This is a genomic window from Bradyrhizobium sp. WSM1743 (assembly GCF_000473065.1).
Lineage (GTDB): Bacteria > Pseudomonadota > Alphaproteobacteria > Rhizobiales > Xanthobacteraceae > Bradyrhizobium.
The window spans coordinates 1-22,701 of record NZ_AXAZ01000026.1; the positions used below are offsets into that span (position 1 = coordinate 1).

A 22,701-nucleotide genomic window follows, 5' to 3' on the forward strand; every position below is an offset into this window, starting at 1 on the left:
CTATGAACGCCTGATTGCGAAGGGCAAGCCGCCAAAGGTCGCGATCGTCGCCTGCATGCGTAAGCTGATCATCATCCTCAACACCATGATCGCTCGCGGCGAGACCTGGGATCCGAAAAGATACAGGATGACCTGACGAGCGCGCTCGGACCTCGGCCGAGCGCATGCCAAGCCCAAAGACCGGCGTGCAGACGGGGTCAAGGCCGTCAGCCGCCGAAGGCGGGGGTGCGCCAGCACCAGCCTTGAGCCCGTCTGATCGCCGGTCTACTCCGACCCCAGTTGCTCTTTCATTTGAGGGTGAGATGACGGAAGCAAAGCTCGGACGAGATCCGCCGCGAGGATGATTAGCCATGCTTTTCGTTGAACGAAGGTCTCGTGCCCCGGACGCAGCGCAGCGTCTTTTCGACGATGCGCTGCAGAGCCGGGGCATGCAGCAGCGAGTGCCGCGGCGTGCTGGGCCCCGGCTCTGCGCCGCAACGCCAAGAGCGTTGCAGCGCGTCCGGGACACGAGAGAGGCGTTCGCCATCACTACACGCTCCGTCATTGCGAGCGCAGCGAAGCAATCCAGAGTCTTTCCGCGGATGCATTTCTGGATTGCTTCGCTGCGCTCGCAATGACGATCTGGCGACAGATGTGCGCGACAAAGTCCGCTCTCGTGCCCCGGACGCAGCGCAGCGCTACTTCAGCGATGCGCTGCAGAGCCGGGGCCCATTTGGCAGCGAGTGCGGTGGCTTCCTGGATCCCGGCTCTGCGCTGCACCGCTTGCGCGCTGCGTCGCGGCCGGGACACGAGAGGATGCGCGCTAAACCGGCTTGCCCGTATATGGCATCGACGCCGTCAAGCCGCCATCCACCGGGAACGCTTGCCCGTTGACATACGACGCCTCGTCGCTCGCCAGGAACAGTCCCATCGCTGCGAGCTCATGCGGCTGTCCCGCCCGCTTGAGTGGGTTGAGCTGACCGATTTTGTCGGCGGTGCCGCGCTCCTTGGCGCGGTCGAAGATCGGCTTGGTCATGCCGGTTTCGATCAGGCCGGGGCACACCGCGTTGATGCGCACGCCGGTGCCGGTGAGCGAATAGGCGGTGGTCTGCACCAGGCTGATCACGCCGGCTTTGCTCGCGGCATAGGGATGTCCGCTGGCGCCGGCCTTGAGGCCTGCGACCGAGGCCGTCAGCACGATCGCGCCCGATTGCTGCTTGATCATATGCGGCATCGCGTATTTCACCGCGAGAAACGGTCCGATCAGATTGACGCGCAAAATCTCCTGCCAGTGTTCTACGGTCTGCTCGGCGAGCGGCACGAGCCCGCCAGAGATGCCGGCATTGGCCCAGATCACGTCGAGCCGGCCATGCGTCTTCACCGCCTTGTCGATCACTGCGATAACGTCGGCCTCGGAGCCGGCATCTGCGATCATGGCTTCCGCAATGCCGCCGGCCTTCTTCACCTCCTCGACCGTCTCCTTCACCGCCTCGGTGCGATCGACCGCGATCAGCTTGGCGCCTTCCCTGGTGAACAGCAGCGCCGCGGCGCGGCCGATGCCGCTGCCGGCGCCGGTGATGATGACGGATTTGCCTTGCAAGCGGCCCATGCGTTTCTCCCTTTTGTTCGCGCGCGACGCTTGCCGCGCGACGGAATTTCAAACAAGATTTCAAACGGTAAAGTGTCTTGAGACACGTTCGTTACTGACGTACAGCGACATCACACGGGATGGAAGGGTTTCGATGGCAGCCGAAGACAAGCCGAATGTGGTCATCACGCGATGGTGGTGGGTCCGGCACGCGCCAGTGCGCAGTGACGGCGGCAACATCTACGGCCAGTCCGACATCGCCTGCGATACCAGCGACACCTATGTATTCAATGCTGTTGCCAAGGTGCTGCCACGCAAGGCGGTCTGGTATTCGAGCAATCTGATGCGCACCCACCAGACCGCCGAGGCGATCTGGGCGGCCGGCTTCCCAAAGCCTGTGTCGATGAAATGGGAAGCGGATCTCGCCGAGCAGAATCTCGGCCGCTGGCAGGGCATGAACCGCGCCGAATTCATCGCGAGCCGCCCCGTCGGCACCAGTTGGTTCGCCGACATCAACGAGCCCGCGCCCGGCGGCGAAAGTTTCATGGATCTCTACAACCGCACCCGCCGCACCATCGAGCGGATCAACGTCGAGGCGGCCGGAGAGGATATCATCGCGGTCGCGCATGGCGGCACCATCAGGGCGGCGGTGGGTCTCGCGCTCGGCGGTCAGCCGGAGCGGGCACTGTGGTTCGACATCGATAATTGCTCGGTGACGCGGCTCGACCATTTCGCAAGCCCCGAGCGGACGGTCTGGCGGTTGCCGATGGTGAACCAGCAGCCGTGGATTGCAGACGATGCCCACGCGGCGATGCACCAGCCGGCAGGACCGGAGGTCAAGAAGCTCGCCTAAGTTAGGCTGTCATTCCGGGGCGATGCACTATGGTGCGCAGTTAAGCACCTGAGAATCTCGAGATTCCGGGTCCGGTCCTACGGACCGACCCGGAATGACGTTGAAGATAAAGAACACTCTGGGAGAGAAACATGACCTTGTTCGACATGAAGGGGAAAGTCGCTGTCATTACCGGCTCGACGCGGGGCATCGGGCTCGCGATCGCCGAGCGCATGGCCGAGCATGGCGCCAAGGTGGTGATCTCCTCGCGTAAGGCCGACGTCTGCGATCAGGTGGCGAAGGGCATCAACGACAGATTCGGCAAGGGCACCGCGGTCGCGATCGCCGCCAACATTTCCTCGAAGGAAAATCTGCAGAACCTTGTCGACGAGAGCAACCGCGCCTTCGGCAAGATCGACGTGCTGGTCTGCAATGCCGCCTCGAATCCGTATTACGGCCCGCTCGCCGGTATCTCCGACGATCAGTTCAGGAAAATCCTCGACAACAACATCGTCGCCAACAATTGGCTGATCTCGATGGTGGTGCCGCAGATGATCGAGCGCAAGGACGGCTCGATCATCATCGTGTCCTCGATCGGCGGCCTCAAGGGCTCGACCATCCTCGGTGCCTACGCAATCTCGAAAGCCGCCGACATGCAGCTCGCGCGCAATCTCGCCTGCGAATACGGCAAGCACAATATCCGTGTGAACTGCATCGCGCCCGGCCTGATCAAGACCGATTTCGCGAAAGCGCTGTGGGACAATCCGGAGAACCTGAAAGCCTCGACCTCGCGCTCGCCGCTCTTGCGCATCGGCATCCCCGACGAGATCGCGGGCGCGGCGGTGTTCCTGGGGTCGAAGGCCGGCGACTTCATGACCGGCCAGACCATGGTGATCGACGGCGGCGCGACGATTAGTTGAGGCGTTGCTCTCGTGTCCCGGACGCAGTGCGGTGCGCAGTACCGCACTGCTGAGCCGGGACCCAGAAGACCGAGAGCGAGAGTGCAGAGGCATGGGTCCCGGCTCTGCGCCGCACCGCTACGCGCTGCGTCGCGTCCGGGGCACGAGACTAATCCACAGCCGCGTAAACCAGATCCCGCACCAGGGTCCGCGTGTAGTCGCGTTGTCCCGGCCCTTGGCTCATGAACACCGCGAACAGATCCTCCTTCGGATCGATCCAGAAGAACGTGCCGGCAATGCCGCTCCAGAAATACTGGCCGACGCTGCCGGGGAAGGGCGCAATGCCGGCCTCGCGGCGCACGGCAAAGCCGAGACCGAAGCCGTGGCCGGGCGACAGCAGCGTGCCGTTGATCGCAACGCCTGGCCCGAGGTGATCGGAGGCCATCAGCTCCAGCGTCTTGCGGCCGATGATCCTGTTGCCGTCGAGTGTGCCGCCATTGCGCAGCATCAGGCAGAAGCGGGCATAGTCCATGGTGGTCGAGACCAGTCCGCCGCCGCCGGACTCCATCACCGGCTGCTCGAGCATGTTGAACAGTGCGACCTTGTCGCCGGTCCAGGGGTCGGTCGCGAATGGCTCGGCGAGGCGGCCGGCATTGGCCGCGGGTGTGGAGAAGCCGGTCTCGGCCATCTGGAGCGGGGCGAGCACGCGCTCGGTGAGGAACGTGCCGAGGGACTTGCCGCTGACGACTTCGATGATGCGGCCAAGGATATCGGTGGAGCGGCTGTAGTTGAACTCCGCGCCGGGCTGGCAGACCAGCGGGAAGCTCGCTACCAGCGCGGCGTGCTCGGCATTGGTGATCTTGCGGCTGCGGACGCGGGACTCCTGATAGAGCTTGTGCACGGGACCGTCGCCCTGATGCTCGTAGGTGAGGCCGGAGGTGTGGCGGAGCAGGTCCTGCACGGTCATGGGCCGAGCCGGCGGCACCAGCTCCAACTGGCCGTCCCTGACGACGCCAACCCGCTGGCTCGCGAATTCCGGGATGAATTTAGCGACCGCGTCGCTGAGCAGGAGGTAGCCGTCCTCGATCAGCGCCATGATGCCGACCGAGACGATCGGCTTGGTCATCGAGAAGATGCGGAAGATCGAATCCCGCGCCATCGGCGCCGCGCCCGCCGGGCTCTGCATGCCGAGCGCCTCGAACCAGCCGATTTGGCCGCGCCGGGCCACCAGCACGGTGACCCCGGGAATGGTTCCCTTGTCGATCTCGCGGCTGAAGGCATCCGACATGGCCTGGAGGCGGGGACGCGACAGCCCGAGCGTCTCGGGGCGGGCTTCCGGCAAAGGCGGGGTGTGGAGCGCGATCGTGGCCTGTGGGGCGGCTGTGGCGGTCGCTGTAACGGTCATGGGCACTCCCGATTGTTTTTCGTTATGGCCAATGGACTGTGGCCCAGAAACCCCGGCACAAACAAGCGAAGCCGGCGCGGTTCACCCTTGCAAACCGGCCGCTCTCTGTGCTTGAAAGCGCCCCTGATCCGCGGCGACGCGGGTTCGTAGGAGTGTAGCTCAATTGGTAGAGCACCGGTCTCCAAAACCGGGGGTCGCAGGTTCGAGCCCTGCCACTCCTGCCAGTAAAATCAAATACTTAAGCTAGGTGCTGGCAGATACAGGGCGAAGCGTCCCGCGGGCGAATCGCCGCGCGCCGGCGTATCCCCGGCTCAGCCTAACCGCTCACCCGCCGCTGCCAGACGGCTTCCGCAAGCGCGATGTCGGTGACTGAGTCCGCGCCGGAGGCCAGCGGCGTGCCGCGCGCGGCGACATCAGAAACGAAAGCTTCGACCTGACGCCGAAATGCCCAGCTCGCTGCACTCGCCAGCTGCTGGCGTTGACCATCGCGATCGACAATGACAACCGCCTCCTGCTCGGCAAAGGGTGGAGGCAGTTCCAAAGTCAATGCGCCGCGCTCAAACTCGATCGTCAGTCCCTCGCGCCAGGCACCGTCTGACCCGTTCACGAGATCCAGCGTGCAGGCGATGCCGTCGAAATCGAGCCTAAGGCGCCCGGCACCCGAAGCCTCGATCGCGCTTTCGGAGACCGTCGGCGACGATCCGAGCAGGTAGCGCGATAGATTGATGATATGGCTGAAGACGTTCAGGAAGGTGTCGTAGCCCGGCCGCATCGCCCGCGGCATCCAGTCGGGAGCATCCTGCCAGAGCTCGAGCCCGTCCGGCCGCGCTTCGCCGGTCATCACGAAATTATCGTGCGAGCGGCCCGTGTCGCCGCCGAAGCACCAGCCCTTGGCCTGCACGATCCGTCCGAGCGACCGGTCCTGGCGCAAGCGGGTCAGCGCCTGGAGCGCCCGCGCAACGCCGGAATCGTGACGCTTCATATAGCCAATGCTGTAGACGAGATTGTGCTGCCGCGCGGCTTCGACCAGCGACATGGCCTGAGCCGTCGTGTAGGCCATCGGCTTTTCCGACAGCACGTGCCGGCCGCTGTTCAGCGCGTCGAGCACGATCGGACCGGTCGCACGACGCTTGGTGACGATCACGACGGCGGATACTTCGCTATCCGCGAGCAGCTCCCGGTGCGAGCCGTAGACTCGGGAGATGCCGAATTTCTGCGCGGCGGCGGCCGCGAGGTCCGGCCGGAGATCGGCGATTGCGACGACGCGGCAGGCAGGATTGGCAGCGAAATTGGCGAGGTGGCACATCTGGCCGACCATGCCCGTTCCGATGATGCCAATGCCTGGTCTCACTGACTCCGATCCCTCACCGCTTGCTGATGACGAGGAAATGCGCCGGCTGTCCCCACATATTGATGAATGCCGGATCCGATTGGGTGAGGGCGGCGAGCGCGGTCGCGTCCCGCCGCCCGATCGCGGCAAAGATGCGATGGAAACTGTCGAGCGTCGCGATCATGGCATCAATGTCCACAGCATCGTCGGCAAGGATGTCTGCGGTGCGGATCGTCTCTCGCAGGGCCGCGAGGCCACCGACGACGCGCGGCAGGGTTTCGCCGAAGGGATCGTCGATCATTCCATCGATGTCGCGAACGAGCGCCGCGATCGATGCCGAGATCGCCTGTACGGCATCGGCCTTGCCGACCAGATAGAGCTTTCGTCCGCCGAGGAAGCTCAGGCGGCTGCGATCGAGATGGCGTGTCGTTCGATGCAGCTTGTCGTCACCGGACAGGACTCTCTTGTGCCAGTAGATTTCCAGGCTGTCTCGGTAGGCCGGCCAGGCCGAATGGAGATCGAATCCCTGTGCGTGCGCGGCCGTGCACAACGCGGTCGCGTCCAGGAAATAGCGATGCCGGACGAACGGATTTTGCAGCACGTCCATCAGCCAGGACTCGAAGCTGCGCGTGTGCGGGATGCTGTTCCATTTCGACTCGAACAGCAGTTTCGCCGTTTCGAGCGCGGCGCCCCCGGTCAATGCCTTGCCGGCCGAATGGATTGCCTTGAGCGCGAGTTCGAAGAAGCCGCCGTAGCGCTCGTAATAGGACACGACCGCGTAACCGTCTGGATTGAGCAGGCGGTGGAAGATGCCGAGCCAGGTCGCGCTCGGCTGCACGGTGTAGATGAAGCCTTCGGCATCGATGAGGGCGAAACGGCGATCGCTGCGGAAGCCTTCGACATCGGCTAGCGCGAGCTCGCGAAGACGCGCGGCGAGGCCGAAACGCGCGAAGTAGGCCTCGATTTTCGGGTGCGCGAGGCGGTTCGGCTCGGCAAGCGTCATGTTCGCGCCCCAGCCGGCGAACACCAGCGCATTCTCGCCGGAGTCGGGGCCGAACTCGAGCACCTCGGCATCGCGGAACAGCCTGGGCGGTAACACTAGCTTATCCGAAAACAGCTCGCTGCGCTGGCTGGCATAGGCGTCGAGCTCGGTGGACGATTTGAAATTCCCGAACGTCGGCAGGACGTCCTGACGTTCGTAATAGTTGAAGAGCTTGTCCTCAGCCATGCTGCGACCTTAGCGCCGCCTCGAGACGATCGAGCTCGCTCCAGATGTCGGATGGCGCGAAGATCGAGACGATCTGCAGCGGACGCTTCACGTTCTCGCGCAGCCGGCTGCTGACCTTGGCCTCGTTCTCCTGGTTGACGGCCAACAGACAGACGAGCGGCCCCGACTTGCCGGCGAGTTCCTCGGGCGCACGGATCGGAATGCCGGTGCCGGGCAGGAACAGCCCCTGACGCTCCTTCTGGTCGTCGACCGAGAGGTCGACGAGATCCGCCAGCTCGTGCGCGTTGGTGAAGGTGCAGGCGCGGCAGCCGGCGCCGTAGATGGCAATCTCGGCGCCGTCGGCGCGGGCCTTCGCCAGAATCGGCCGGAGACGCGCGCCATACTCCCTTGCGCGTCGCCCGAATGTCTCGCCAACGCCGGATGGCGCGGGTGGCGGCGTCACAACGTCTGCGGCACGGCGCGCTGCGATCGCGAGGCTGCCGCCGCTGAAATTGTATGTCTTCACCGACACCGCCTCGAAGCCGTGCCGTGCCAGGAGCGCGAGCAGGGTCGGTTCGGTGAAATAGCTGACATGCTCTTCCCAGAGCACGGAGAGGTCTCCCACCGCCGAGCCGGGGACGAAATCGGGCACGTCGATGAACAGCAGCCCGTGGTCGCTGAGCGCGATCTTGACGCAATCAAAGAAATTCTCGAAATCGACGATGTGCTCCAGCACCTGGCGCGAGACCACGAGGTCGAACTTGCCGGCCTCCGCGACCGCGTCGTGACACAGCGCCGGGCTGATCATCTCGGCATAGACCTTGATGCCGCGCTCGCGGGCGATCTTGCCTGAGGCTGGGTTGGGCTCCACGCCCACCAGGGTCTTGGCGCCGCGTTCGCGCAGCCTGTCCATGAACAGGCCATCGTTGCATCCGATCTCGAACACGGACTGATGCCTGGAGAATTTCGCGATGGTGTCGAGCTCGTCCGCCTGATGCGGCTCCGGCTTCCAGCTGCTGAAATTGTAGTTGAACTGGCGGTACAAAATCTCGGGATCGATCGGCTTGACGATCTGAGGCAGACCGCAATCGCCGCAGGCGAGCACATTGAATGGATAGCGTTCCTCCTGCTCGTGTCGGCTATGCCGAAGCCGATGCGCAATCGGCATCATTCCGAGATCGATGACCGGACGCAGCTTGGTCGAATGGCAAAGGCGGCAATTGTCGGTCACGGGTTTGGCTCATTGCAAGAGTAGAACGACATCGGCATCATCGGTTGGTTGTCCTCGAACATTCGTAGCGTGACAATCTGAATAGCAAGAGCACTCGATCTACGGTCCCGTCAGATGCTTCGCCGCGAGCACACCGGTCCTTGTGACGTAGTCCTGCACCGCGGCCGCATCGCTGCCATCAGGCGCCCAATCGGGAAACGCGGTGCGAGCCGGATCGAACGGACCGCTAGTGGTTTCGTGGAACACCAGCCATTCCGAGGTGATCAGGATCGAGTGAAAGACCTTCTCCGGCATCCGGTAATAGCAGCGCTTGCCCTGGCCGTAGGGCGCCATCTCGAGCACGTCGCGAATACGGCCCTCATCCTCGAAGATCACGACGTGGGCGGTGCCCTCGATCACGTGAACCGATTCAGGTTTGCCGAGGTGCTTGTGGGGCCGCACATAGGCCTCGCGATGATGCACGATCAGCATCTCGTGCAGGCCGGACGAGGGATCGGGGTGCGTACACAGCCGGCTGCGCAGGCGCGGGTTGCCGGCGGCGATGCGTTTCAGCTCCGCGATCGTGGCGTCGTCCGCCGTGACGATGGCGTCGTCGGAATAATAGACTTCCGGATTCTGCGCCCGCAGCGACGTCGGCCGGCGCTGGCCCGTGGCCTCATTCGAAGAAGATGAACCCATGGTCGCCCCGATAGCCGCATTTGTCATAGATCCACGCCCAGGTTTCCGGGCCGTGGAAGCTCAGGCAGGTGAGCTGCCAGTAGAGCAGATTGGCCTTCTCGCGCTCGTTGCGAAAGGATTCCACCATCAGATACTTCGAGGTGCCGCGTCCGACCCGCTCGATCTCGGGCACTGCGCGGAAGACGTCCTCGAGCGGAAGGTTGTGCAGCACACCGAGCGACACAACGAGATCGAAACTGTGATCGGGATAGGGGAGCTCGACGGCGCTGCCGACCTTCAGCTGTGGCCGCAGCTCTTCCTTGGCATTGGCGATGCCATAGTCGGAGATGTCGATGCCGGCGATTGTGAGATCGGGGACGAGCTGGGTGAACTCGTAGAGCAAATAGCCCTTGCCGCAACCGACGTCGAGCACGCTCATCCCCGGCTTGATGCCGTAGCGATCGATCAGCGTCTGGGCCAGCGGACGCCAGCGCCCGTCGTAGCGATAGCCGCCGTAGCCGTAGCGCCGGTCGCCATCCCAGTAGTCGCGTCCCCATTGCCGCGCGACGGTGGCGGATTCAGCCTTGTCGTGCTCGACCACGCGCTGGACGTAGTTCCGCTTTGTCGATGCATGCATCGGCTGGAGCAGGTTGATCTCGGTCATGGGGCCCAACCGGTCCGCAGCATCATCACAGGATCGTCGCGAACTTGTTGACGAGCAGGATGTCCTCGACGGCCTGGATGTCTTTCTGCGACGCCAGCGTGATCTCCTCGACCGCTGCGTGGAGGTCGCAGCCCTCGCGCAGCACGCGGTCGTAGATCTGCCGCCGCCGTGCCTCGTCGGGCGGCAGCATGAAGATGCTGTAGAGAATCAGGCCCTGCAGCTGCGGCAGCTCGTCCAGGATGTCCTCGAGCACCATGTAGCTGCCGGGCATGGTGTGCTCGGCCGCGCTCAGCAAATAGTGCAGGTTCTTGCGCCGCGCATAGTCGCGGATCACGATGTTCTGGACGTGCTGGGGGGTGCGGCTGCCGTTCAGCGGCCGGGCACCGATATAGCCGCGATGGCCGGCTCGTTCAGCCATGGAAGCCTCCCGGCAGCTTGTATTGCATGCCGACCCGGGTCGCCGGGCGCAGCAGGATCGGCTCGAAGAACTCGCCGAAGCGCTTGTCCGCGTAGGGCGACATGATGCTCTTGAAGCGGCAGTTCATGCTCCAGCGCGTGCCGGCTTCCTCGTTGACGCGATTGCCGTGCATCAGCGTCTGGTTGAACAGCATCACGTGACCGTAGGGGATCTCGATGAAGGTCGCGTGCGGCTTGATCGTCTTGTAGAGCTCTTCGGCGCTGCGCAGGCTGGCCATGCGGTCCTGCATCTCGCCGTTCACGGACGGCGGCAGCAGATACATCGACTTGGTGCGGTGGACGTCGACCAGTGGCACCCACACCACGACCTCGAACGGCGAGTCGCCCGACCACACGTCGGAATGGGTGGCGAGCAGTGACGAGCTGTCGCCGGGAAGCTGGATGCTGAGATTGACGCGGCGCTGCATGCAGAGCTCGTTGCCGACGATGGTCTCGATCGTCGAGCGCGCCAGACGGAAGTAGGTCGGCCGGAACCACGGCTCGGCGTTGAGGCCGTTGAAGACGTGCAGCCGCAGGGCGTTGAGATCATCCACACTCACCCGCGTGTGGATGGTGTCGAGCATCGCATAGGGATCGTTGCTGTGCGGCAGCTTCAGATAGTCCGCCGCGAGTTCGGCGGCACGACGCTGGATCCGATCGAGCCCGGCGCGATCGTCAGCCGGCGTGGTGACGAAGCCATCGTCGATGAAGCGCTGCGCCAGTGCCTGCTCATCGGCGTGCAGGAAGTCCGTATCCGTCATGCAAAATACTCCCGGGCGGTCGCGCAAATATAGCTGATGTCGGAGGCCGAGAGGAACTGGTTGATGGGAAGCGTGAGAATCTGGTCTGCCTGCCGTTCCGTCACCGGGAACGCGCCGCGGCCATGGCCCAGATGCGCCGCTGCCGGCTGCAGGTGGATCGGGACCGGATAGTGGATCGCGGTCTCGATGCCCTTGTCGGCAAGATATTTCTGGAAGTCGTTGCGACGGTCGGTCTGCACGACGAACGTGTGGAAGGTGTTGAACTCGATGTTCCGGCAGGGCGGGATGAACAGAGGCAGGCCGGCGAGCTCGGCGCGGTATTGCGCGGCGTTGCGCCGCCGGCGTTCGATCACCGACGGTAGGTGGCGCAGGCGAATGCGCAGCACTTCGGCCTGCAGCGTGTCGAGCCGAGACACGATGCCCCATTCATGGACTTCGCTGCGGTTGATCAGGCCGTGATTGCGGAGCCGGCGGATCCTGGCGGCGAGCTCGGCGTCGGCGGTGACGAGGAAGCCGGCATCGCCGGCGGCGTTGAGATTCTTCAAGGGATGGGCGGAGAAGCAGCCGAACGTTCCGATCGTGCCGCTCATCCGGCCGTCATAGGTCGAGCCGATCGCCTGGGCGCTGTCCTCGATCACAGCGAGCGCGTGCTTGGCGGCGATCGCCATCAGCGGGGTCATGTCGGCCATGCGCCCGGTCAGATGCACCGGCATGATGGCCTTGGTGCGCGGGGTGATGGCGGCCTCGACCGCGGCCGGATCGATGTTCTGGTCCGGCAGCACGTCCGCAAACACCGGTGTGGCGCCGACCGCGATGATCGCGGCGGTCGATGCCATGAACGAATTCGGCGGGGTGATCACCTCGTCGCCGGGGCCGATGTTGAGTGCCCGCATGGCGAGGATCAGCGCGTCGGTGCCGGAATTCAGCGTCACGACATGCGGCGAGCCGAGATAGGCGGACAATTCCTCCTCGAGCTTGGCAACCGCTGCCCCGCCGATGAAATCGCCGCGCTGGAATACGCCCTCGACCGCCTGCATGAGCTCGGCGCGTTCTTCCTCGAACTGCGCGGGAAGGTTGACGTAACCGATGCGCCGGCGGCCGGTGTCAGCGTCCATGGCAGAACTTCCGAACGGTCTCGATGACGCGGTCCTGCTGCGCGCGCGTCAGATGCTGGTCGACGGGGAAGCTGATGACTTCCTTGGCATGACGGTCTGTCACTGGGAACGTGCCCGGCGCGTAACCGAGATGCTTGAGGCCTTCCTGCTGATACAGCGGGATCGGATAGTGGATCTTGGCCTCGATGCCGTTGTCCAGGCAGTATTTGTAGAGTTCGTCACGGCGCTCGGCGAACACCATGTAGAGATGGTAGACGTGCTTTACGTTGGGCCGGCGCGGCGGGACGCGCAGGCCGGGCAGGCCGGCGAGACCCGCATCGTAATAGGCCGCATTCTCGATCCGGCGGCGCGTGATCTCGCTGGTCTGGCCGATCAGCCAGTTGCCAACCACCGCTTGAAGGGAATCGAGCCGCGAATTGCAGCCGAGGATCGCGATCTCGTCGCGGTTCTTCATGCCGTGGTTGCGGATCAGCCGGAGCTTCTCATTCATGCCGTCGTCATTGGTGACGACGACGCCGGCATCGCCCCAGACGTTGAGGTTCTTGAGCGGATGCAGGGAGAAGCCGGCCGCGATGCCGTGGGTGCCGGAGCGTTTTCCGGCAAACTCCGACAGGATGCCCTGGCAGGCATCCTCGACCACCGGAATGTTGTGGCGCTGGGCGATCGCCATCAGCTTGCCCATGTCGGTGACCTCGCCGGTGAGCTGAACCGGCATGATCGCCTTGGTCTTCTCAGTGATCGCGGCCTCGACATAGTCGACGTTCATGCAAAAGGAGTCGTCGCAGTCGACCAGCACGGGCGTCGCGCCCGTCTCCGCGATCGCGCCGACGGTGGCGATGAAGGTGTTGGCGGCGGTGATGACCTCGTCGCCGTGGCCGATGCCGAGCGCCTTGAGCGGCAGCTTGAGCGCATCGGTGCCCGATCCGACGCCGATGGCGTGACGCACGCCAATCAGCTCGGCAAAGCGCTTCTCGAATTCGGCAACGGGCTTGCCAAGGGTGAAGTCACCGGTCGCAACCAGCCGGCCGATCTCGGCCAGGATCGGGGCGGGGTCGGAGAATTGCTCGAGCAGATAGGAGTATCGAACGTCGTACATGTGACCCGTCAGGTGGGATGAAGTTGAGGAGCGGAGGTGCGCGATGCCGCAAGCGCATGTTCGATCGACGTCGCAATGGCGTCGGCGGAAAGGCCGTGCTTCTTCAGCAGCGAATCCTGCGAGCCGTAATTGTGCATGAAGCGGTCCGGCAGCGACAGCCGCAGCATCGCCGGCAGGCCCGCACCGAGCTTGTCGATCAGAGCTTCGGCAATCGCACTGCCGAGGCCACCTGAAGGCACGTGCTCCTCCAGCGTTGCCACGAGCTTGACGCCGCGGATCGCGTGTAACAGCGCAGCGGTGTCGAGCGGTTTCACGGTATGCATGTGCAGGATGCCCGCGCGCACGCCTTGCGCAGCCAGCAGGTCGGCCGCCGCGAACGCGCGCTGGAGCATGATGCCGGTGGTCACCATGAGGACGTCGCCCTGCGGGCGCATCAGGATGGCCTTGCCGATCTCAAAGCCGTGCTCGGCCTTGGAGACGATGGCGTCACCGCCCTTGCCGAGCCGGATGTAGATCGGACCCTTCCAGTCCAGCGTCTGCTCCATCATGCGCGCTGCCTCGTCGGCGTCGCATGGGCAGATCACCGTCATGTTCGGCAGCGCCCGCATGATCGCGATGTCCTCGATCGCCTGATGGGTGGGACCGAGCGGCGCGTAGACGAGGCCGCCGCCATTGGCGATCAGTCGCACCGGCAGATTGTGCAGGCAGAGATCGACCGCCACCTGCTCGTAGCAGCGGCGCGTGAGGAAGGTCGCGATGGTGTTGACGTAGGGCAGTAAGCCCTCCATCGCGAGACCAGCCGACATGCCGATGATATGCGCTTCCGAGATGCCCTCGATCAGATGGCGCTTGGGAAACTCCTTGCTCATTGCACGCAAGGTGCCCGCGCCGGGATCGGAGCCGATGTAAAGCACCCGCTCGTCGCGCGCGGCGAGCTTGTGGACCATGTTCATCGCGGTGTTGCGCATGGGGAGCCGATCAAAAATCACCGACGGCAACGCGAATGGCGTCGAGCTCGCTGTCGGTCAGCTTGTTCTTGTGATGCCAATCGGCGTTGGATTCTGCGGCCGGCAGACCCTTACCCTTGACGGTATGGCAGATGATCGCGGTGGGCTTGCCCGGAACGGCCGGGACCTGCTTCAGCACGGTGCGCAGGGCGCCGACGTCGTGGCCGTTGAGCTCCTGCACGGCGAAGCCGAAGCTGCGCCACTTGTCCGCAAGCGGCTCCAGCGGCAGCACGTAGTCGGTGGGCCCGTAGCTCTGGAGCTTGTTGTAGTCAATGATCGCGACGAGGTTGTCGAGCCCGTGCTTGGCCGCCCCCATCGCAGCTTCCCACACCGATCCCTCGTTGATCTCGCCGTCGCCGAGCAGGACGAAGGTCCGGTAGCTGCGTTCGCGCATGCGGGCGGCGAGGGCAAGGCCGACGCCGATCGACAGGCCGTGTCCGAGCGCGCCGGTCGAGGCCTCGACGCCAGGCACCATGCCATATTCGGGATGCCCGCCCAAAATGCTGTCGGGGCCGCAAAAGCCGTCGAGCTCCGACAGCGGGAAGAAGCCGCGATCGGCCAGCAGTACATAGAGCGCCAGACAACCGTGTCCCTTGCTGAGGATGGCGCGGTCTCGATTCGGATCGCGCGGGTTGGTCGGATCGATCCGCAGCACGTCGTCGTAAAGCACGCGAACCATCTCGATCAGCGACAGCGCAGGACCGACATGGCCGCGTCCTGCGGAGCGGACAGAACCGAGCACCAGGCGGCGCAAGTAAAGACTGCGCTCGTCCAGCGTGCAGGTGAGGGCAGCTTCAGCGTGGGGCGAGATCTGGATCACGTTGGCAAATCGCTTGGTGAAGCCGGCGGGCTTTATCGAGCTGGCCGGCAAGGCGGACCGTCAGATCACCATCTTCTACTGCAATGGCGCGCCGGGAGCGGCTTTCCGGCAAATACGCATTCAGGACTATCAGGCACCAAATCGCCCCGAACACAGGATACAGGACGTCCAGGCGGATCGCAAAGGCGTCATCCCCAGCCTCGAACGCGCGCGAGACTCGTTCAATCAACCGATTCGCGCTGGGCTCGGGCAGATCGCTGCCCGGGTGAATCGCCGTATCGGACACGAGCTTGACCGGGTCGTCCCAGCCGAAATATTCGAAGTCGATGAAGCGCAGCCGGCCGTCTTCGCCGCGCAGCGCGTTATGAAGTCCGAAATCTGACGGGCTCAATGCGCGATGCGCAGGCAAGAGATCCGCCGCGGGATCACGCCCCAGTTCCGCATAGCGCCGACGCAGCCGCCGAATCGCGGCGGCTGTGCTGGGAACAAGGCTGTCGTCGATGAACGCACGCAGGTCGGGATGATCATCCGAAGCGCGCCGCAGTCCGTCGAGGCGCTGCTCATACTGGACGATGGCTTCTTCGGGCGAAAAGATGCTCGCCGATGCGTTCCGCAAGGTCTGCGCATCATCGGCGTCGCGCAGCTTCTGCAACTCGATCAGGAAATCGGCCAGTTGATCGGCATCGTCCTCCTGGGGGTGCAGGATTGCCGCGTCACCGTCGAACCATTGATAGAGCGCGCAGGACGCTTCGGCATCCTTTGCGATCGGCCGCGGCGTTGATGTGATGCCGTGGCGCGACAGAAATGTGAGCGCGTCATATTCCTGTCCGAGGCGATCGCGCCCGTCGGACGGATAGTGCTTGAGAGCGAGGGGCGGGCGATGCGCCATCTCCAGCCGAAACACCCTGTTGTTGCCGCCGGACCGTGCCGGCTGGGCGGACGCGACCGCTGCGCCGGCCAGGCGGCTGCCGATCGTCGTCGCCTCCTGCGTGCTCAGCTTGGGCTCGCTCATTATGCGAACACTCCGCGGCTAATATCCGCCCAGGTCGCGAGCGGCTCGCAATGAGCCGGATGCGGTGGCCGCGATTGCGTGAACAGGATTGATCGCGTCGCCTTCGGAAAAAGCGGCTGCTCGAAGACGTCGACGAGATCGTCGATGAAGATATCGAGCTCAAGTCTCGCGAGCCGTTCGACCTTGGCCGCCAGCGTATCCTCGAAATAGACGTTGCCCACCGTCAGCGCCGCGTCGGCGGCGTCGATGAGTCCTGCGCCCCTCAACCAGCCGCGCGCAGCCTCTCGCAAGTCGACGCGCTCGGGATCCTGATGGCCGAACCGGGTCTTGTGGCTGACGATGTAGACGCTCGCGCCGGCCTTCCGGCACGCTGTCAGAAACTCGCGGACGCCGGGATAGATCTCGGCGCCGCAGACGCCCTTGCCGTAGACGAAGCCTTGCAGTCCCTGCCAGGCGAGTTCACCGCCGGCGCGGGACCGCAACAGATCCCGCAACTCGGTCTTCAGCCCGTCCCAGCTCTCCGGCACCAGCCCACGCTGGCGCGCGGCTGCGGCAAAGACCTTGTCGTAGCAGATGATCGTATTGTCGAAATCGATGCCGATCCGCATGCCGCTCACTTCAGGCTGATGTTCTGCATCATCTTGATGTTGAAATACCGGGGATCGATGAGCGAGTTCGGCAGGCGGCCGGCCTTGAAGGCATTCACGAGGCCCGACACGGCCTGTTCGATCGTGTGCGTCGGCGCAAATCCGAGCTCACGGCGGATCTTCTCCGAGGACACGTGGTAGGAGCGGAGATCGTCAGTCGGCTCGACGGCCACGTCGACATTGCTTCCGACCACCGATTTGACGATGTCGGCGATCTTCATCAACGAGTGGTTTTCGTAGCCGATGTTGTAGGTCTTGCCGTCGATCTTCGCGTCATCCTGCTGAAGCAGGAACAGATAGGCCGCGGACATGTCCTCGATGTGCAGGTTGGGCCGCTTCTGCGTTCCGCCGAACACACGGATGCGGCCCGTGTTGACCGCCAGATTGGTCAGGATGTTGACGACGACGTCGAGCCGCTGCCGCGGTGCGTAGCCGCAGACGGTGGCGGGACGAACCGTGCAGGTGACGAAGCCGGACGCGGCCTCGTCGGCAAGATCGGTCTCGCACATCGCCTTGAATTTCGAGTAGTCCGTGAGCGGCTCGCAGGACAATTCCTCGGTCACCTCGGCCTCGTCCTTGATGCCATAGACGCTCGAGGAGGATGCATAGATGAAGCGCTTGATGCCGGCCTTCTTGGCGGCGCGCACCATCGGCCGGAAGCAGTCGTAGTTGATCGATTTGCCGAGCGCCGGATCCAATTCGAATGAGGGGTCGTTGGAGATGCAGGCGAGGTGGATCACCGCGTTGTTGCCGCGCAGGGCCTCGTTGACCGCGGCCTCATCGCGGATGTCGCCCTTGATCAGGCGCAGGTTGGGATTGTCACGGACGGCGTCGAAGACGTCCTCGCCATACATGAACAAGTCGAGCACGGTGACCTTGTGGCCCGCCGCCAGCAACTGAGGAACCAGCACGCTGCCGACATAGCCGGCGCCACCGGTGACCATCACATTCCATTTCTGACCAATCACTGTCGCTCTCCGGAATTTCTCTTTTGCGCTATTTCAACAATGCGGTGACGAATTTGACTAGCGGGGCTTTTTCGACCGAGCTGCGGTGACCGACGATGCCGACCTTGATCGCGCCCGCCGCATTGCCGATAAAGGCGACATCCTCGATATTGCCGCCGGCGGCCACCAGCGGCGCCGTAATCGTCAGGAAGGCATCGCCCGCACCGACGGTGTCGATGACGGTCTTGGTGAAGGCGGGTACGCGCGCGACGCCGGTCTTCGACGAGAAGGGGTAGCAGCCGAAGGAGCCGTGCGTGATGATCATGTTGTCGCAATCGATCTTGCGGTGCAGGCCGTCCTCGATCACCGATGCGATGTCGTTGAACTTGTCGGTGGCCGCCAGGCGCGCTTCCGGCGCGTCGATGCAGATGTAGTCGGCCCGCGGATACTTGGTGATCAGATTGTAGCCGTGGTTGCCGCTGTTGCTCTGGGCGTTGACCGCCAGAAACTTGGCTTTCGCGATCAACGTGTCGATCGTGCTGGATGCGATCATGCCGTGACCGAAATCGGTGACGATGACCACGTCCGCGCCGCGCACGCGCTCTGCGGTGAGGCGGTCGATTTCCTTGCGCTCGGTCTCGTCGAGCGGCGTGTCGTCCATCGTGTAGACTTCGAACAGCTTGTGCAGATAGCCCATTTCGACGTAGCGCAGCTTGCGGGTGGTCGGGCGGCCCTGGACGCGGATCGGCGTGAGCGTGACGTTCGGGCGGACATGCGCGCGAATGAACTCTTCGGGGTAGTCGTTGCCGCCGAGCGTCGTGACGATCTCGACCGATTTACAGAAGCTCGCGACGTGATTGGCCGCGGCAATGACACCGCCGGCAAACTGCTCGCCGTTCTTGAACTGGGTGGCGACGATGTTCTCCTTGGAGGCCTTTCCGAGCGCCGTGACGTACTTGTATTCGTCAATGATGGTATCGCCGACCAGCACGACGTGCATGTCCTGGATCTTGTCGACCAGCTTCAGCAGGCGCTCGGCGCCGCCGCCTTCGCGGACCTTCTGCAGGTAGTCGCGCAAGGGGGGATCGTAGATGTCGAAGTAGCGGTTCAGTAGCGACGACGAGCTGAAGGTCACGTCGCGCGTGAAGACGATTCGTCCGCCATGACGTTCGACCGCCTCGCGCTCGATGGCGATCTTGCCGGTGACGTCGTCCTCGGGATTCTCGTAGTCCGAGCCCTTCACGTAGATGTCGGGGCTCACGGTATTGAGGACCGGCTCGGCGCTGGAGGCCTGGTTGATGCCGACCCAGTCGACCGTGCCGAGCGCGGCCAGCATCTCCGCGCGCATGTTCTCCGGAAAGATCGGGCGTCCCGGGCCCTTGTTGACGAAACGGTCGGCGGTGATGGTCACGATGACCACGTCGGCCTCGTTGCGCGCCGCCAGGATGTGGCGGACGTGGCCGAGATGCACGAGATCGAACACGCCGTGGCACAGCGCGACGGTCAGGCCCTTTGCCCGCGCGGCGCGCGCGACCTCACCCAGCCCCTCGATGGTCTTGATCTTGTCGTGCGGTGCCGGATGGACAGTCGCCTTGTCTGTCGGAGCGTTACCCATGTGAATTGCCCAAAGCGCCGGGAGGTCTCAAATGGCCAGCCCGAAATTGATCGATTCGCAGCAACGATATCAGGCGAACCTGTTCAAGAGCTTGCCTTCTGCGGCGAGCCCTTGTCGTCACCGAGATATTTGAACCAATCCTGGGTGGCGTCGGCGATCTTGTCGACCGTCCACAGGGGCGCGTCCTTGTACTGATCCATCGATTTCAGTATGGTCGCAACGCCGTCCTCGAATTTCACCTTCGGCGTCCAGTTCAGGACCCGCTTGATCTTGGTGATGTCGGCGTAGGTGCAATCGGGCTCGCCCGGACGTTTGGGAATGTGGACCTTGTCGCCGCCGAGAAGCTCGACCAGGCGGTTGACGCTGTAGGTGTTGTCCGAGCCGACGTTGAATATCTCGTGCGAGATATCGGAGCGCGCGGCGGTCACGAAGGCATCCGCGACGTCGCTGACGAAGGTAAAGTCGCGCGTCTGCTCGCCGTCGCCGACCACCGTGAAAGGTTTGCCGGCGAGCTTCTGCGCCATGAACACGCCGAACACGGCACCGTAGGTGCCGGTGGTGCGATGCCGCGGCCCGTATACGTTGAACAGGCGCAGCGCGACCGCGGGCAGCTTGTAGACCTGGCACCAATGCATGACGCACTGCTCGCCGAGATTCTTGGTAAGCGCATAGGGGTACATCGGCCGGATCCCGGCGCTCTCTGGCGTCGGATAGACGTCGGGAATGCCGTAGCAGGATGACGAGGCGGCGTAGACGAAACGCTCGACGCCCGCGTGCCTTGCCGCTTCGAGGACATTGACGGTGCCGTCGACATTGGCGCGATGATACGGGAGCGGCGACTCAATCGAGGGAACGATATCGGCCAGCGCCGCGAGGTGAAAGACCCAGTTGATACCGTGGAAATACGGTTTGATCGATTTGAGGTCGGTGACATCAGCCCGCACGACCTTCAACTGGCTCGAATCGGCGCGTGAGGCCAGATTTTCGGGGCGACCAATGACGAAATTGTCGAGCGCGATGACCTCGTGGCCATCATCGAGAAGGCGGTCGACGAGGTGACTTCCGATGAAACCTGCGCCACCAGTGACAATGCATTTCATGGGGAACATCCGTGATGCGAGTGCCCAGCGAAATAGGCCCGCCAATGTTACGTCAAACCCGAACGCCGACTATCAGCCGCTCGCCGACTTCGCAAGGATTATACCTTTGCAATCCCTGGTGATAGCCGATATCCAAGCATCATGTTGCAGCCGAGTCGCCAGCCGATTCCCGTCGAGTCCGTCGACCCCGATCCCAAGGCTTTCCTCGACGATTACGTGGGGCGCCTGCATCGCGCGACGGCGCTTGACGACGACGTTCTTGCTGGGATCTCCGCCACCCGCGCCCTTTGGTTGCGCACGCGCGAGCAGGGCGGCCGCGTCATCTTCATCGGCAACGGCGGTTCGTCCGGCATCGCCTCGCATCTGGCGATCGATCTTTCGAAGAACGCCGCGGTGCCCGCGCTCTGCTTCAGCGATGCGAGCATGATGTCGTGCCTCGCCAACGATTACGGCTTCGATGACTGGATCGCGCACGCCGTGCGGCTGAATGCGTGTGCCGGCGATTGCCTTGTCGCGATCAGCTCGTCGGGGCGCTCGAAGAACATCCTCAATGCGGTTGCGCAGGCGCGGACGATGAAGCTCGACGTCATCACGCTGTCGGGGATGAGTGCCGACAATCCCCTGCGCGATCTCGGCGACGTCAATTTCTTCGTCGACAGCCGCAGCTACAACATTGTCGAGACCACGCACCAGTTCTGGATGATGGCCGCGATCGACCTCGTGATCGGTCGTGCGGAGTATCCGGCATCCTGAAGGGGGTCTGGTCGTCACGGGGTGGGTTGCTCACCCGATCGCGTTTCTCGTTTTTCGGTTGCACGATGAAAAACCTGTTCTACGTCCGCCATACCTGCCGCCTCTGTCATTCGGAGAAGCAAGAGCTGGTCGTCCCGATGGTAGGCATGCCCATTGGCACGCCGAACTTCCAGGTGCCGAACGCCAGCGTCGACGATCCCGTCTTCCGGGCTGCGGTACCGATGGCGCTGCATCTGTGCAGGGACTGCGGCCACCTCCAGATTCTCCATGTCGGCAATCCGGAGATCCAGTACCGCAATTACGTCTATACCACTTCGCTCTCGCTCGGCCTGCGGGAGCATTTCGCAGGCTACGCCAACGACGTCGTCAGCCGCTTCGGCATCGCGCCGGGCTCACTGGTCGTGGAGCTCGGCAGCAACGACGGATCGCTGCTCGGCTTCTTTAGGGAGCGCGGCATGCGGGTGCTGGGCGTCGATCCTGCCGTCGACATTGCGCGGCGTGCGACGGAAGCGGGGATCGAGACCATCGGCGATTTCTTCACCGATGCCATCGGGCGCCGCATCCTGCAGAGCCACGGTGCTGCGAGCGTCGTGATCGCCAACAACATGATCGCCAATGTCGACAATCTCGATCCGCTGGTGATCGGGGTTCGCGACGTGCTTGCGCCGGACGGATTGTTCGTCTTCGAAACGCAATACGGCGTCGACGTCACCGAGAAGAACCTGCTCGACACCGTCTATCACGAGCATCTGTCGTATTTTAACATCAAGCCGCTGACGCGCTTCTTTGCCCGGCTTGGCATGGAAGTCATTGACGTCCAGCACATCTGGACCAAGGGCGGCTCGATCCGCGTGACGGTCCAGCGCGCCGGCGGTGCGAAGAAGCCGTCCGCGGAGGTCGCACGCTTCATCGCCGAGGAGGACCGGCTCGGCGTCGATCAGCCGGCCTATTATGTGCCCTATGTAAAGAGGATCGCCGCCATTCGCGAGGAACTGGTCGCGATGGCCGATGCCGCCCATGCGCGCGGGCAGCTGGTCGCCGGTTACGGCGTCTCGGTCGGCACCACGACCCTGCTTCCGCAGTTCGGCCTGGAGAACAAGATCGACTTCCTGGTGGACGACGACCCCAACAAGGGGAACGTGATGGCTGGCCCGGGTTACGACATTCCGATCCTGCCTCCGGCCGCCCTTTACGAGCGCAAGCCCGCGTTCGTCGTGGTCTTCGCCTGGCGCTATGTCGACCCGATCCGGGCCAAGCACGCCCGCTATTTCGCCGAGGGCGGAAAGTTCGTCGTGCCGCTGCCGGGAATTTCCATGGTCGACCGGGCCGACTGACGGTGCAGGGCTGCTGATGGCCTCCCTGAGGATGGCGCCATGCGGGCGGTGGATAACCCCTTGATCCGCATGGCCTCTGCGCGGCCGTCCGGGGCAGGGCGGCTGGCCCGCGCGAACTCTCTATACCTTGACCTTTGGCCCCATCCGCAGTAGATACCCCGCACTCGCAGCCGGCCCGTTGAGATGCGGATATCCGGCGCGGCTTTGAAATCCCCGAACAATCGAGCCCGGTTTCCGGCTCATCCT

General features: G+C 63.7%; 22 protein-coding genes, 1 tRNA gene and 1 pseudogene. 6 read left to right on the forward strand and 18 right to left on the reverse strand.

All coding sequences use genetic code 11. From position 1 onward, the window contains the following. Positions 1-136, forward strand: a pseudogene (locus YU9_RS47835) (IS110 family transposase); the annotation flags it as partial. Between the two features lie 666 nt (positions 137-802). On the opposite strand, the gene YU9_RS0117670 reads toward YU9_RS47835, so the two are convergent. Further along, the gene (locus YU9_RS0117670; protein ID WP_027574024.1) at positions 803-1,588 is read right to left on the reverse strand and encodes an SDR family NAD(P)-dependent oxidoreductase; all 786 of its coding nucleotides are present in this window, start codon (positions 1,586-1,588) and stop codon (positions 803-805) included. Positions 1,589-1,721: 133 nt separating this feature from the next. Here YU9_RS0117670 and YU9_RS0117675 point away from each other — a divergent pair, with 133 nt between their 5' ends. Both YU9_RS0117675 and YU9_RS0117680 read left to right on the forward strand, forming a co-directional pair. Next, complete coding sequence (locus tag YU9_RS0117675) at positions 1,722-2,420, forward strand: histidine phosphatase family protein (RefSeq protein WP_027574025.1); 699 nt, start codon at positions 1,722-1,724, stop codon at positions 2,418-2,420. A 131-nt stretch (positions 2,421-2,551) separates the two neighbouring features. Continuing rightward, complete coding sequence (locus YU9_RS0117680; RefSeq protein ID WP_027574026.1) at positions 2,552-3,319, forward strand: SDR family NAD(P)-dependent oxidoreductase; 768 nt, start codon at positions 2,552-2,554, stop codon at positions 3,317-3,319. A 148-nt stretch (positions 3,320-3,467) separates the two neighbouring features. Here the strand turns inward: YU9_RS0117680 and YU9_RS0117685 are convergent, their stop codons facing one another. Beyond that, positions 3,468-4,703 (reverse strand): serine hydrolase, encoded by a 1,236-nt coding sequence (locus YU9_RS0117685; protein ID WP_027574027.1) that lies wholly within the window; start codon positions 4,701-4,703, stop codon positions 3,468-3,470. A gap of 148 nt (positions 4,704-4,851) precedes the next feature. On the opposite strand from YU9_RS0117685, the gene YU9_RS0117690 reads away from it, so the two are divergent. Continuing rightward, positions 4,852-4,927, forward strand: a tRNA-Trp gene (locus YU9_RS0117690). Between the two features lie 92 nt (positions 4,928-5,019). Here YU9_RS0117690 and YU9_RS0117695 read toward each other — a convergent pair. The 16 genes from YU9_RS0117695 to YU9_RS0117770 form a co-directional block, all read right to left on the reverse strand. Then, positions 5,020-6,054 carry a Gfo/Idh/MocA family protein gene (locus YU9_RS0117695; protein WP_027574028.1) on the reverse strand — a complete coding sequence of 345 codons (1,035 nt, stop codon included), beginning with the start codon at positions 6,052-6,054 and terminating at the stop codon, positions 5,020-5,022. Between the two features lie 13 nt (positions 6,055-6,067). Then, positions 6,068-7,261 (reverse strand): class I SAM-dependent methyltransferase, encoded by a 1,194-nt coding sequence (locus YU9_RS0117700; RefSeq protein WP_027574029.1) that lies wholly within the window; start codon positions 7,259-7,261, stop codon positions 6,068-6,070. Beyond that, positions 7,254-8,471: a class I SAM-dependent methyltransferase gene (locus YU9_RS0117705; RefSeq protein ID WP_027574030.1), complete on the reverse strand. Its 1,218-nt coding sequence runs from the start codon at positions 8,469-8,471 to the stop codon at positions 7,254-7,256. Before YU9_RS0117705 ends, YU9_RS0117700 begins: the two co-directional genes overlap by 8 nt. A gap of 99 nt (positions 8,472-8,570) precedes the next feature. Next, the gene (locus YU9_RS0117710; protein WP_027574031.1) at positions 8,571-9,149 is read right to left on the reverse strand and encodes a WbuC family cupin fold metalloprotein; all 579 of its coding nucleotides are present in this window, start codon (positions 9,147-9,149) and stop codon (positions 8,571-8,573) included. Continuing rightward, positions 9,127-9,792 (reverse strand): class I SAM-dependent methyltransferase, encoded by a 666-nt coding sequence (locus YU9_RS0117715; protein WP_027574032.1) that lies wholly within the window; start codon positions 9,790-9,792, stop codon positions 9,127-9,129. Before YU9_RS0117715 ends, YU9_RS0117710 begins: the two co-directional genes overlap by 23 nt. Positions 9,793-9,817: 25 nt before the next feature. After that, positions 9,818-10,210 (reverse strand): LIC12192 family sporadic carbohydrate cluster protein, encoded by a 393-nt coding sequence (locus tag YU9_RS0117720; protein ID WP_027574033.1) that lies wholly within the window; start codon positions 10,208-10,210, stop codon positions 9,818-9,820. Next, positions 10,203-11,009 carry a sporadic carbohydrate cluster 2OG-Fe(II) oxygenase gene (locus YU9_RS0117725; RefSeq protein ID WP_027574034.1) on the reverse strand — a complete coding sequence of 269 codons (807 nt, stop codon included), beginning with the start codon at positions 11,007-11,009 and terminating at the stop codon, positions 10,203-10,205. Before YU9_RS0117725 ends, YU9_RS0117720 begins: the two co-directional genes overlap by 8 nt. Continuing rightward, a complete protein-coding gene (locus tag YU9_RS0117730; RefSeq protein ID WP_027574035.1) occupies positions 11,006-12,124 on the reverse strand; it encodes a DegT/DnrJ/EryC1/StrS aminotransferase family protein in 1,119 nt (372 codons plus the stop codon). The genes YU9_RS0117725 and YU9_RS0117730 overlap by 4 nt, the downstream gene beginning before the upstream one ends. Next, entirely contained in the window at positions 12,114-13,220 is a 1,107-nt protein-coding gene (locus tag YU9_RS0117735; RefSeq protein WP_027574036.1) for a DegT/DnrJ/EryC1/StrS aminotransferase family protein, read from the reverse strand. Before YU9_RS0117735 ends, YU9_RS0117730 begins: the two co-directional genes overlap by 11 nt. 8 nt (positions 13,221-13,228) lie before the next feature. Beyond that, a complete protein-coding gene (locus YU9_RS0117740; RefSeq protein ID WP_027574037.1) occupies positions 13,229-14,188 on the reverse strand; it encodes a transketolase family protein in 960 nt (319 codons plus the stop codon). A 10-nt stretch (positions 14,189-14,198) separates the two neighbouring features. After that, complete coding sequence (locus YU9_RS0117745) at positions 14,199-15,047, reverse strand: transketolase (protein ID WP_084298986.1); 849 nt, start codon at positions 15,045-15,047, stop codon at positions 14,199-14,201. Next, positions 15,022-16,059, reverse strand: a complete 1,038-nt coding sequence (locus YU9_RS0117750) for an aminoglycoside phosphotransferase family protein (protein ID WP_027574039.1) — start codon at positions 16,057-16,059, stop codon at positions 15,022-15,024. Before YU9_RS0117750 ends, YU9_RS0117745 begins: the two co-directional genes overlap by 26 nt. After that, positions 16,059-16,667, reverse strand: coding sequence for a hypothetical protein (locus YU9_RS0117755; RefSeq protein WP_245266428.1), 609 nt, complete (start codon positions 16,665-16,667; stop codon positions 16,059-16,061). Before YU9_RS0117755 ends, YU9_RS0117750 begins: the two co-directional genes overlap by 1 nt. A gap of 5 nt (positions 16,668-16,672) precedes the next feature. Next, positions 16,673-17,674, reverse strand: coding sequence for an NAD(P)-dependent oxidoreductase (locus YU9_RS0117760; RefSeq protein WP_027574041.1), 1,002 nt, complete (start codon positions 17,672-17,674; stop codon positions 16,673-16,675). Between the two features lie 28 nt (positions 17,675-17,702). Then, positions 17,703-19,268 (reverse strand): PfkB family carbohydrate kinase, encoded by a 1,566-nt coding sequence (locus YU9_RS0117765; RefSeq protein ID WP_027574042.1) that lies wholly within the window; start codon positions 19,266-19,268, stop codon positions 17,703-17,705. A gap of 83 nt (positions 19,269-19,351) precedes the next feature. Beyond that, complete coding sequence (locus YU9_RS0117770; RefSeq protein WP_027574043.1) at positions 19,352-20,368, reverse strand: SDR family oxidoreductase; 1,017 nt, start codon at positions 20,366-20,368, stop codon at positions 19,352-19,354. A gap of 141 nt (positions 20,369-20,509) precedes the next feature. Here YU9_RS0117770 and YU9_RS0117775 point away from each other — a divergent pair, with 141 nt between their 5' ends. Beyond that, positions 20,510-21,121 (forward strand): SIS domain-containing protein, encoded by a 612-nt coding sequence (locus YU9_RS0117775; RefSeq protein WP_027574044.1) that lies wholly within the window; start codon positions 20,510-20,512, stop codon positions 21,119-21,121. A 65-nt stretch (positions 21,122-21,186) separates the two neighbouring features. Beyond that, positions 21,187-22,455, forward strand: a complete 1,269-nt coding sequence (locus YU9_RS0117780) for a class I SAM-dependent methyltransferase (protein WP_027574045.1) — start codon at positions 21,187-21,189, stop codon at positions 22,453-22,455. Positions 22,456-22,701: the final 246 nt, after the last annotated feature.